This window comes from Flaviaestuariibacter terrae (assembly GCF_054777635.1).
Map to the genome: position 1 here is coordinate 1,318,950 of NZ_BAAHAL010000008.1, position 11,214 is coordinate 1,330,163.

The 11,214-nt window shown below is 58.0% G+C and carries 11 protein-coding genes; 5 read left to right on the forward strand and 6 right to left on the reverse strand.

Annotation, left to right across the window (positions count from 1 at the left end):
- Positions 1-26 precede the first annotated feature (26 nt).
- The 3 genes from ACYU7Z_RS13925 to radA all read right to left on the reverse strand — a co-directional run bounded on the left by ACYU7Z_RS13925 (position 27) and on the right by radA (position 2,677).
- Positions 27-761 carry a ComF family protein gene (locus ACYU7Z_RS13925; RefSeq protein WP_460571472.1) on the reverse strand — a complete coding sequence of 245 codons (735 nt, stop codon included), beginning with the start codon at positions 759-761 and terminating at the stop codon, positions 27-29.
- 23 nt (positions 762-784) lie between these two features.
- Positions 785-1,141: a four helix bundle protein gene (locus ACYU7Z_RS13930; RefSeq protein ID WP_460571474.1), complete on the reverse strand. Its 357-nt coding sequence runs from the start codon at positions 1,139-1,141 to the stop codon at positions 785-787.
- A gap of 153 nt (positions 1,142-1,294) precedes the next feature.
- Positions 1,295-2,677: a DNA repair protein RadA gene (gene radA, locus ACYU7Z_RS13935; protein ID WP_460571476.1), complete on the reverse strand. Its 1,383-nt coding sequence runs from the start codon at positions 2,675-2,677 to the stop codon at positions 1,295-1,297.
- A gap of 545 nt (positions 2,678-3,222) precedes the next feature.
- On the opposite strand from radA, the gene ACYU7Z_RS13940 reads away from it, so the two are divergent.
- On the forward strand, positions 3,223-3,900 hold the full coding sequence (locus ACYU7Z_RS13940; protein WP_460571478.1) for a zinc metallopeptidase: 678 nt from the start codon (positions 3,223-3,225) through the stop codon (positions 3,898-3,900).
- Positions 3,901-4,012: 112 nt separating this feature from the next.
- On the opposite strand, the gene ACYU7Z_RS13945 is transcribed toward ACYU7Z_RS13940, so the two are convergent.
- The 3 genes from ACYU7Z_RS13945 to ACYU7Z_RS13955 form a co-directional block, all read right to left on the reverse strand.
- The gene (locus ACYU7Z_RS13945; protein ID WP_460571480.1) at positions 4,013-5,566 is read right to left on the reverse strand and encodes a ribonuclease E/G family protein; all 1,554 of its coding nucleotides are present in this window, start codon (positions 5,564-5,566) and stop codon (positions 4,013-4,015) included.
- 365 nt (positions 5,567-5,931) lie between these two features.
- Positions 5,932-6,804: a tetratricopeptide repeat protein gene (locus tag ACYU7Z_RS13950; protein WP_460571482.1), complete on the reverse strand. Its 873-nt coding sequence runs from the start codon at positions 6,802-6,804 to the stop codon at positions 5,932-5,934.
- Between the two features lie 36 nt (positions 6,805-6,840).
- On the reverse strand, positions 6,841-7,131 hold the full coding sequence (locus ACYU7Z_RS13955; protein ID WP_460571484.1) for an HU family DNA-binding protein: 291 nt from the start codon (positions 7,129-7,131) through the stop codon (positions 6,841-6,843).
- A gap of 87 nt (positions 7,132-7,218) precedes the next feature.
- Here ACYU7Z_RS13955 and mutY point away from each other — a divergent pair, with 87 nt between their 5' ends.
- The 4 genes from mutY (at position 7,219) to gldD (ending at position 11,210) form a co-directional block, all read left to right on the forward strand.
- The gene (gene mutY / locus ACYU7Z_RS13960) at positions 7,219-8,298 is read left to right on the forward strand and encodes an A/G-specific adenine glycosylase (RefSeq protein ID WP_460571486.1); all 1,080 of its coding nucleotides are present in this window, start codon (positions 7,219-7,221) and stop codon (positions 8,296-8,298) included.
- A gap of 87 nt (positions 8,299-8,385) precedes the next feature.
- Positions 8,386-8,826 carry a single-stranded DNA-binding protein gene (locus ACYU7Z_RS13965; protein WP_460571488.1) on the forward strand — a complete coding sequence of 147 codons (441 nt, stop codon included), beginning with the start codon at positions 8,386-8,388 and terminating at the stop codon, positions 8,824-8,826.
- A 279-nt stretch (positions 8,827-9,105) separates the two neighbouring features.
- Positions 9,106-10,431, forward strand: coding sequence for a gliding motility-associated protein GldE (gldE, locus tag ACYU7Z_RS13970; RefSeq protein ID WP_460571490.1), 1,326 nt, complete (start codon positions 9,106-9,108; stop codon positions 10,429-10,431).
- Between the two features lie 191 nt (positions 10,432-10,622).
- Entirely contained in the window at positions 10,623-11,210 is a 588-nt protein-coding gene (gene gldD, locus ACYU7Z_RS13975) for a gliding motility lipoprotein GldD (protein ID WP_460571492.1), read from the forward strand.
- Positions 11,211-11,214 lie beyond the last annotated feature (4 nt).

Here is an 11,214-nt window from a genome sequence, read left to right on the forward strand (position 1 = left end):
TGCAGGGTGCTCGTTTAAGTAGCAGACTACCCGGCGGCGATACATAAGGTGGCAATGCTGAGCGTCACGCCGGGGACGGCGAGGAGGGCACGCCCGCAGGCTTCAAGGGTGGCGCCGGTGGTAACGACATCATCGACGAGGAGCAGGTGGCGGCCTTCGATACGCGCCGGGTCGGAGGGAGCGAAGCGGCCTTCCATGTTTTGCCAGCGGGCGAGGCGGCCCATTTTGGTTTGCGTTTCGGTCGCGCTGAGACGCAGGGCCGCGTCGGGCCACAGGGGCACGTTCCAGGCTTCGGTAATGCCGCGGCACAGGAGCTCGGCCTGGTTGTAGCCCCGCTTCTTCTCGCGGCTCCGGTGCAGGGGCAGGGGCACGAGGGCGTCGATGCCGGCAAAGCGCGGGGCGTCGGCAAGCTGCCGTCCCATGAGGCGGCCAAGGTATTGCGCCAGCTCCTGTCCGCCGCCGTACTTTACGCGGTGCAGGAGCCGCTGGATGATGGAGTCTTTGCTGAAATAAAATTGGGCACTTGCCTGCCGCAGCGGCAGCCGGCCCCAGAAGAGGCGATCAACGGGGTTGTGCGCATACCGCTCGAAGCCCGTCCGCGGCAGCTCCGACAGGCAGCGGAGGCACAGCGGCACGTCGGTGGGCAGGGCGTCGTTCCCGCAACCGGCGCAGAGGTGCGGGTAGGCGAGGTGGAGGAGCGCGTCGCGTAGGTCGTACAGAATGCCCATGAGCAGCAGTGGTCGTGAATCGTGAATCGTCAATCGTGAATGCTTTTCCGAAACGTTCAGCCGTTCCCTATTAGTTTGGTCAGCATCTGAAAGCATCGGAGTAACAGCCTCCCCAGCTCCGGGAGTTCTTCTTTCCGGCAATACCCCAGGTCGGAAGCAATGTCCAGGATGGCATCGATTTCAATGACAGAGCCACGGGCTATTTCATAAAATCTCCGGCGATCGGGCGCTGTTCGACGGGAGGCACCTTCGGCCGTGTTCAGATGAACTGATAAGGCGGCTCTCCGTAATTGCTGGCACATGGCAAATCTCTCGTCGGGCGGAAAGGACTTGGAGAGTCGGTAACAGGCATGTACAAAAGCGCGCGCCGCCTTGTAGATATCCAGCTTCTGGTGGTCCAGTTCAAGAAACATGGTTTTTGAGCCGAAGCTATGGGCGCCCGATCAGTGAGCCATGGGTTTTTCAACGTGATTTCAGGGGGCTTTTCCCCAGCGGCACTGTTGCTTTTCCCATCATCCGGTGCATTCACGATTGACGATTCACGATTCACGAATCCCGAAGCTCGCTTACTGAAACAAATACCGATACACCTCCTCCACCTGCCCCATCTGGACTACCTCGATCGCATGCTTCTTCGCATTCAATCCCTTCTGGTTGTACTTCGATACGATGATCTTCGAGAAGCCCAGCTTCTCCGCTTCGGCAACGCGCTGCTCGATGCGGTTCACGGCGCGGATCTCACCCGACAGCCCCACCTCGCCGGCAAAGCAGATGTCCTGCCCCACGGGCACGTCTTCGTAAGAGGACAGGAGCGCTACAAGAACGGCGAGGTCGATCGACGGGTCGTCGACCTTGAGGCCGCCGGCCATGTTGAGAAAGACGTCCTTCACGCCGAAGTGGAAGCCGCCGCGCTTTTCCAATACGGCCAGCAGCAGCTGCAGGCGACGCAGGTCGAAGCCGCTGACGGTGCGCTGCGGGGTGCCGTATACCGACTGCGCCACAAGCGCCTGCACTTCGATGAGCAGGGGGCGCGCTCCTTCCATGGTGGCCGCGATGGCGGTGCCGCTGAGGGCCTCGTCCTTCTGCGTGATAAGGATCTCGCTCGGGTTGCGCACCGGCGCCATGCCCGTCTCGTTCATCTGGTAGATGCCCAGCTCCGATGTTGAGCCGAAGCGGTTCTTCAGCGTGCGGAGTATGCGGTATACATAATGGCGGTCGCCTTCGAACTGCAGCACCGTATCGACCATGTGCTCGAGGATCTTCGGACCGGCGATGGAGCCTTCCTTGGTGATGTGGCCGATGAGGAACACGGGCGTGTTGGTTTCCTTGGCAAACTGCTGGAACTCGGCGGCGCATTCGCGGATCTGCGACACCGATCCGGGCGATGACTCGATAAAGGGCGACTCGAGTGTCTGGATGGAGTCGACGATAATCAGCTCGGGCTTGAGCTTCTTGATCTCGCTGAAGATGGCCTGTGTGCTTGTCTCCGTGAGGAGGTAGAAGTGCTCGTTGGCCATACCGAGACGGTCGGCGCGCATCTTCACCTGCTGCTCGCTCTCCTCGCCGGAGATATACAAGACAGTGACTCCCTGCAGCTGCAATCCCATCTGCAGAAATAGCGTTGACTTGCCGATGCCCGGCTCGCCGGCAACGAGTACGATGGAGCCCGGCACAATGCCGCCACCGAGCACGCGGTTCAGTTCGGCATCAACAGTAAGCACACGCTCGGTAGCCTGCGTCTGCACCGAATGCAGCGGCTGCACCTTGCGCGACGATGTCGGCGCTTCATGGTAGGCTTGCCAGTCGTTGCCCTTTGCTTTCTTGTCGTCCTTCTGAATGAGTTCTTCTACAAAGGTGTTCCATTGCTGGCAGGAGGGACACTTGCCGATCCACTTGGTGCTTTCATAACCACAGTTCTGGCAGAAGTAGGCGGTCTTTACTTTGGACATGCTCTGAAAATCTTTTGATCGCGGATCTTCCGATCCCGGATCTGGTTAGAAGCAGCTTGTATTTTTTTCGATCTGCTTATGAAAATTTTGTCGGGAAATGCGGTTCTGTTTTGTCGCGGCAATCAAGATCCGGGATCAGGAGATCCGCTATAATAAAATGAAGAAAGGGGTCAGTCTTGCGACCAACCCCTTTACTTACTAACCCATTAAATTCTGACACTAAATTACAAATTGGGGGCACATAACAAAATTATTTTTTGACCCTGTGTATAACTTTTAGCAAGCCGTTGTGAAAGGGAATACATGCGACAAATGGTCATTTTTCGTTTGAAAATCAACGACTTACAGCGGCGCAGTTTCGATGCGGGAACGCTAACGGGCTGTAAAAGTGGCAGTTAGAAAGCGACAAATCGGCCCCTTTTTGGCCAAAAAATTTAGCAAAAACCCATTTTCCCGACCATCTGTACGGCAGAGGCCTTTTGGAGCTTCTTTTGCCCCCTTTCCGGCAAACGCGCCCCATGTTTTACTACCATAACTCATCCATCATGCTCCTATCACTGCTCTTCCTCGGGATCAGCATGCTGGTGTCGGGGATACTGAAGAGCCGATTTGCGGCGTACAGCAAAATTCCGCTCCGGGCGCGGCTTACAGGCCGGGAAGTGGCGGAAAAGATGCTCCGCGAGAACGGCATTTTGGACGTAAAGGTGGTTTCGGTGGAAGGGTTCCTGGCCGACCACTACAACCCGGCCTCCCGTACCATCAACCTGAGCCCGGACGTATTCGACTCGGCTACGGTAGCCGCCGCCGCCATTGCCGCCCACGAAACCGGCCACGCCGTGCAGCATGCTACCGCCTACCCCTGGCTGGGCCTCCGGAGCCGGCTGGTACCCGCCGTACAGTTCAGCTCCACCATCGTTCAATGGGTGCTGCTGGCGGGCCTCATGCTGGCGGCCTCGGGCAATTCAACACTGCTGCTCATCGGCATCGCGCTCTTCTCGCTGACGGTCATTTTCTCGCTGATCACCCTGCCCGTGGAGTTCGACGCCTCGCGCCGTGCCCTTGCCTGGCTCGGCCAGACCAACGTCGCCACGGCCGATGAGTACCCGAAGGCCAAGAACGCCCTTACCTGGGCTGCAATGACCTACGTGGTCGCCGCACTGGCTTCGGTGGTTATGCTCCTCCAGTATATCTCCATCTTCATGGGATCCCGGGACCGCAGGTAAGTAAATGTCTGATCTCGGATGTGGGATGTCGGATATAATGCAAACGGCTGAAGAGAAGCTTCAGCCGTTTGTCTTTCGGTTACATCAGACATCCGAGATCAGAGATCCGAGATCACATCTTGATCTCCTCGCCATCCTTATTAAAGAAATGGTACTCCGTGAGGTGGTACGTCGAGTCTTCGCGGACGTTGATCTTCTGGCCGAACTTGCGCTTCCACTTGGCCACGCGCGAGTTCCAGAAGAAGCCCTTGGTGAGGTAGGCGTAGAGGATCGGGCCCACTACCACCGTCAGGTCGCGGTGGCTGTGGGTAATGAGGTAGTTGAGGTTCTTCTCGATATCGTCGTCGATGAGCATCGTGCTCTGGATCTTGCCGGTACCCTGGCAGGTGGGGCAAACTTCCTCGGTCTTGATGTTCATCTCTGGCTTCATCCGCTGGCGCGTGATCTGCATCAGGCCAAACTTCGAAATGGGCAGCACGGCGTGCTTGGCGCGGTCGGTGGCCATATGCTGCTCCATCGCCTCGATCACCTTCTTCTTGTTGTCGGGAAGCTTCATGTCGATGAAGTCGACCACGATGATACCGCCGATGTCGCGAAGACGCAGCTGGCGGGCAATTTCTTTGGCGGCCTCGAGGTTCGTCTCCAGGGCGTTCTGCTCCTGGTTGTTGCTCACGCTCTTATAGCCGGAGTTGACGTCGATGACGTGCAGTGCCTCGGTGTGCTCGATGATCAGGTAGGCGCCGCTTTCCAGGTTGACGGTCTTGCCGAAGCCGGATTTCACCTGCTTGGTGATGCCATAGGTGTCGAAGATCGACGAGCCGTTGGAGTGGAAGGTCACGATGTCGGCCTTTTCGGGCGCGATCTTCTGGATGTAGGCCTTCGTTTCCTGGTACAGTCCCTTCTCGTTGATCACCACTTTGTTGAAGTCGGCGCTGAGGAGGTCGCGGAGCATCGAGGTGGTCTTTGTCTGCTCGCTGAGGATCTTGGCGGGCGGTGTGGCGCCACGCAGGTTCTTCTGGATGGTCTTCCAGGTCGCTACGAGCTCCGAAATGTCTTCATGCAACTCGGCGGTGTTCTTGCCTTCGGCGGCGGTGCGTACGATGACGCCGAAGTTCTTCGGCTTGATCGATTCGACGATCCGCTGGAGGCGCTTGCGCTCCTCGGAGGAGTGGATCTTGCGGGATACCGCTACAATGTCGTTGAAGGGCGTGATCACCACGAAGCGGCCCGGCAGGGAGATCTCGCAGGAAAGGCGCGGGCCCTTCTGGGCGATGGGCTCCTTGAGGATCTGCACCAGGATGTTGGGCTTGCCGTTGAGGACCTCGGAGATCTTTCCGGTCTTGACGATTTCGGGCTCATTGGGGAAGGAGGCGAAGTCCATGCCTTCGGCCGACTTGTCGGCGATGGCGGCGGAGGTGAATTTGAGAAGCGAGCGGGCGTAGGGGCTGAGATCGGTGTAGTGGAGGAAGGCGTCCTTCTCGTGGCCGACATCTACGAAGGCAGCATTGAGACCGGGAATGAGCTTTTTGACCTTGCCGAGGTACAGGTCACCAACAGCAAAGCGCGCGTCGACCTTTTCGGTGTGTAGTTCTACCAGCTTCTTGTCTTCCAACAAGGCAATGTCCACTCCATGCGGAGCAGCATTGATGATTAATTCTTTGTTCACATTACTACAGCTTTAGGTGCAAAGGGGAAATTGACGCTGATTGCGCCGCTGATGCCGGGTGCTGCAGATCCTTATCTAAACGGAAGAAGGCAATAAGGGCGATTGGCAAACGGTATGAGTATCGTCCCGGGAAAGGGGCCGAAGCTTCGGTCCCGAGACGTCGGGAGAGCAATCAGCAATCGATAAATAACATGCCGGGAAAGGCAGGCAAGCTGCTTTCCCGGCATGTTTATGAGGGTCACCGAAGCTTACTTACGCTTCTTGTGACGATTTTTACGCAGACGTTTTTTACGCTTGTGGGTAGCGATCTTATGACGCTTTCTTTTTTTACCGCAGGGCATTGTTTAATTATTTTGGTTAACTAGTTACTTTTTTTCCAGTTCCTTTATCCGGCTTTCGACTTCCTTGCGTTGATCGGCGCGCTCCAGCAGCGGCAGGCACTTGCGGTACCAGGCTGCGGCTTCGGCGCGGTGGCCGGCGCGTTCGTTGAGGTCGGCCGCGCGCAGCTGCGCATTGAGGTCGCGGGGCTGCAGGCGGGCTACCGTTTCAAAACGCCCGAGGGCGCGATCGGTTTGCCCGGAAAGCAGGGCGGCCTCTCCAAGCGTTTGCTGGGCATACACATTGGTGGAGTCGCGCTCGGCAACCGAGCGGATCTTACCGACACCTTCCATCGGCGAGCCGAGGCCGCCAAAAAGGATCGTGGCGCCCAGGCCAACCTGGCTGGAATCGTTGGACGGGTTGATCTGCAAAGAGCGTTCGAACAGGTCTTTTGCCTGGAGGGCTTTCCATTGCTGGAGCTCCGGATTTTCCTCCGCGCGCAGGCTGCTCAGGAACAAATGGGCTGCAAAGGTGAGGGATTTTTCTGAATTTTCCAACCGGGCGGCTTCGGCCGTGTACCAGGCAAAGGGCTCGAAGAGCCGCGCCGTGTCGCGCCAGAAGCCCGCGAGCTGATGATAAAGGTGCAGTTTCTGCGCCTGCACATCGCCCCGCGAGATGCTGTGCTCGAGCAGGTCGAGGCGGCTGCGTCGCTCCGGCGTGAGCTGCTGCCGCGCACGGGCAAGAAGGGTATCGGTGCTGAGGGCTTCGGCGTGGTTGTGGCCGTCATCGGGGCTGTGGACGGTGCTGCCGGTATCACCCTTGGCGGCATGGGAGCCGAAGATCTGGGATTGGGTAAGTATGTAGAGGCCGAGCGTCAGCAGGGCGGCGAAGCCCAGGACGGTCCATTGCTGTTTTTTCATCAAAGACGTCCCGGCAAATGCCGGGAAGGCGCAAAGTTATTCCACGACGGTGGTTTTCTTCACCTCCGCCACAAATTCTTTGGCGGGCTTGAAGGCCGGGATGAAATGCTCCGGGATATGCACGGCCACGTTCTTCTTGATGTTGCGCCCGATCTTGGCTGCCCGCTTCTTGGTAATGAAGGAGCCAAAGCCGCGGATGTAGATGTTCTCCCCCTTGGAAAGCGAGTGCTTGATCTCGCGGAACATCTCCTCGAGCGTCATCAGTACGTCCACCTTTGGGATCCCTGTCTTTTCAGAAATCTGGTTGACTAAATCTGCCTTTCTCATAGCGGTTCTGTTTGTAACGTCAATTTAAAACTAAAAGCTGTGATTGTCAAGTAAATATAAATTATTTTGACAAAAAATCAAGCAGCTATGGCCGAGCGGAAACCGAAAGCGGCGGGCGGGGCCGGGCGCTTTGCCCGCGCGCTCCTGCACTGGAACGCCACCGACAACGACCGGGCCATGCCCTGGAAGGGGGAAAAAGATCCGTACCGCATCTGGCTCAGCGAGGTCATCCTCCAGCAAACGCGCGTGGAGCAGGGCCGCGCCTACTACGAGCGCTTCGTGGACACCTATCCTACCGTCGCCGACCTGGCCCGCGCAGCCGAGGCCGATGTCTTCAAGCTCTGGGAAGGCCTCGGCTACTACAGCCGCGCCCGCAACCTCATGGCGACGGCGCAGCGCGTTGCCGGCGAGCTCGGCGGAGAGTTCCCGCGCACACTTGTAGAAATACAGTCGCTCAAAGGCGTCGGTCCCTACACCGCGGCGGCCATCGCCTCCTTTGCCTACAACCTGCCCCATGCCGTGGTCGACGGCAACGTATACCGCGTGCTGGCGCGCATCTTCGACTGCGACCTGCCCATCGATAGCACGGAAGGGAAGAAGTGGTTTGCACAGAAAGCCCAGGAGCTTCTCCCCGAAGGACAGGCAGCCGAATACAACCAGGCGCTCATGGACTTCGGCGCCACGCTCTGCAAGCCGCTGCCCGAGTGTGCGCGCTGCTTTTACAAGACCCACTGCGGCGCCTATAGCCATGGCCGCCAGACCGAGCTGCCGGTGAAAGCAAAAAAGGCGTCCTTGCGCGACCGTTACTTCCACTACGTGCTGTTGCAGCACGGCAGCGACGTGGCCCTGCACGAGCGGGGCGCGAAAGACATCTGGCAGGGGCTCTGGGAGCCGCTGCTCATCGAGGCCGGCGGGGCGCTGGGCAAGCCGGAGCTTCTTGAGACCCTTCACAGCGAGTACGGGCTTACCGATAACGACTATAGCATCATCAGCGCGGCGGCACAGGCCAGCCAGCGGCTGTCGCACCAGCACATCCGTTTTACCTTTTTGCAGCTCGAGCTCAACCGCCGCCCTGAATTGCCGGGCTTCCACTGGGTGCCCGCAGCCGGGCTCGAGCGCCACGCCTACCCGAAAACCATCGGCGACTTCCTCCGGAAAAACCTGTAGAAGGGTACTGGCAACAAATTTGATTGTTTTCAGACAGGCAGGTATTGATCGAAAGCGATAACCATTAATCATTGAAAACAGTCCCGTATGCGAGGTGTAAACCGCGTGATGTTGATCGGCAATCTGGGCAAGGATCCTGATATCCAGTTTCTGGAGGGGAACATAGCCGTAGCCAAGTTCCCGCTCGCCACCACCGAAACGTTCAAAGACAGATCGGGCAAGCTCGTGTCGCAAACCGAATGGCATACCGTGGTGCTCTGGCGCGGCCTCGCCGAGCTGGCGCAGAAGTACCTGCACAAAGGCTCGCTCGTGTACATCGAGGGGCGTCTCCGCACCCGCAGCTGGGAAGACAAGGACAACAACCGCAAGTTCGCCACCGAGGTGGTGGGCGACAACCTCATAATGCTCGACAAGCGCAGCGAGGGCAACGGTCATGGCGGACCGGGCTACAGCGGCGAAAGCGGCATCGATCCCATCGGCGGCGCCCCGCATCATGGCGTGGGGGATGATGAGGATCTTTCCTTCTGAAAAGGTTCTTAAGGTTCGTATGGTTTTAGGGTTCTTAAGGTTTGGGAAAAAGAGCCCTTGCCCTCCTGTGTGTGCTAACCGCAACTTAGGCTCCCGTCGGCCGGCCGGCTCGCAATGAAGTTTCTGGCGTCCCAACTTCCAGAATCCTCAGAACCTCCAAAACCTTCAAAACCTTCTCAAAACCTTCCCAAAACCTTTCAAAACTGTTTTTCCGGGTATTTTTGTAGCTTTCAAAACGTGCCGCCCCGGCGGTGCCGATTTTTCACCAAAACCTTTGTCTTGGATTACCTCCCGGCACCTACACTGCTCGAAGTATCTGCCTTTACGCTGCTGGCCATCCCGCAAAGCGCCGTTTTCCTGGTCATACTGCTGATCGTTCTGCTCCTGCTCAGCTTCATCATTTCGGGTTCCGAGGTGGCCCTGTTTACCCTGCACACCCGCGAGCTCAATAACCTCCGCACCAAGCAGCATGATGCCGCGCGCCGCATTATCAGCCTGCTCGAGGAGCGCAAGGCCGTGTACACCTCGCTGCTCATCGCCGGCACCTTCTTCAATATCAGCATCATCATCCTGGCCAACTACCTGCTTACCGCGCCGCTCGACCCGCTGCGCCCTGTATGGCTCCAGTGGGGCATCAAGATCATCTCGATCGCCTTCGTGCTCGTGCTGATCGGCAAGATCCTGCCCAAGGTGTGGGCCACGCAAAACAACCTGCGCTTTGCCTATGGCGCGGCCGCCGTGGTGGAAGCCCTGCACCTGCTGCTGCGGCGCGTATCGCTGCAGATGGTGGGCATCGCCGACAACATCAACCAGCGCTCCGGTGTCAACGAGCGGCAAAGCGCCTCCATGCGCGAGCTCGACGAGGCCATCGACGTCAACGCCAACGAGACGACCATCGAGGAAAAGAATATCCTGAAGGGAATCGTCAAATTCGGCAACATCACGGTGCGGCAGATCATGAAGTTCCGGATGGAAGTGAACGGGCTCGACCATACGCTGCCATTCCACGACGTGGTGCGCCGCGTGGAAGAACTGCACTACTCGCGGCTGCCGGTGTACCAGACAAACCTGGACAGCATCGTGGGCATCATCAACACGAAAGACCTGCTGGCCCACCTGAAGCAGGATGGCGACTTCGACTGGCATGTGCTGATCCGCCCGCCCTACTTTGTACCCGAGAGCAAGCTCATTAAAGACCTGCTGAAAGAATTCCAAGCGCGCCGCATTCACTTCGCCATCGTGGTCGATGAGTTCGGCGGCACCTCGGGGATCGTAACGATGGAAGACATCCTGGAAGAAATTATCGGCGATATCCGCGACGAGTTCGATGAAGAAGAAACAAGCGTGCGGGCCGTGGACGAGAACACCTGGATCGTGGATGCGAAGATGATGCTCCACGACATGTGCCGCTACATGCGTCTCCCACTCGACACCTTCGACCCGGTAAAAGGCGAAAGCGACTCGGTAGGCGGCCTCGTGCTCGAGATTGCCGGGGCTTTCCCGGAGATCAACAGCACCGTTCGCGCCGGCGACTTCCTCTTCACTGTGCTCGAGATCAGCCGCAACCGCATCACCAGTGTGAAGGTGACGATCGACCGGCAATAGGGCTCGTCAATCGTGAATCGTCAATCGTGAACGCAGACACCATTCCTGAAGCTTTGCCGGCGTCATCAAACAGCAGCGTTTTACAAAAAAAACGAGCTTTAAGCTTTCGTTTTCTTTTTACCGCGCATTGCGGTTTCACGATTGACGATTGACGATTCACGAGTCCGTATCTTGCCAATGAAACACTGTCGATGAACCGCATCCTCATTTCCCTACTGACCCTGCTCTCCCTCGTCGCCTGCAACAGCGACTACACCGTGAAGCCGCGCGGGTACTTCCGCATCGCGCTGCCGAAGAAGGAATACCGCCGCTTCGACCGGCCGGGCTACCCCTACACCTTCGAATATCCCGTATACGGCGAGGTGTTGCAGGATTCGCTCTTCTTCGAAGACAGGGCCGAGAACCCGTACTGGATCAACATCGACTTCCCGCAGTTCGGCGGGCGCATCCACATCTCCTACAAGGAGATCGGTCGCCGCAACAAGTTCGACTCGCTCATCGCCGATGCCTACGAGATGAGCTACAAACAGCACACCTACAAGGCCTCCGCCATCGACCGTAAGCCCTTTACCACCCCCAACGGTATCGAGGGGGTATTCATCTCGTTGCGGGGCAACACCGCCACGGCCACGCAGTTCTTCGTCACCGACAGCACGAAGCATTTTCTCCGCGGCGCCCTCTACTTCGCCACCACACCCAACGAAGACTCGCTGAAACCCGTGAATGACTTTCTGCGGAAGGATGTGGAGCACCTCATCAACACGCTGCAGTGGCGCTGAGAGA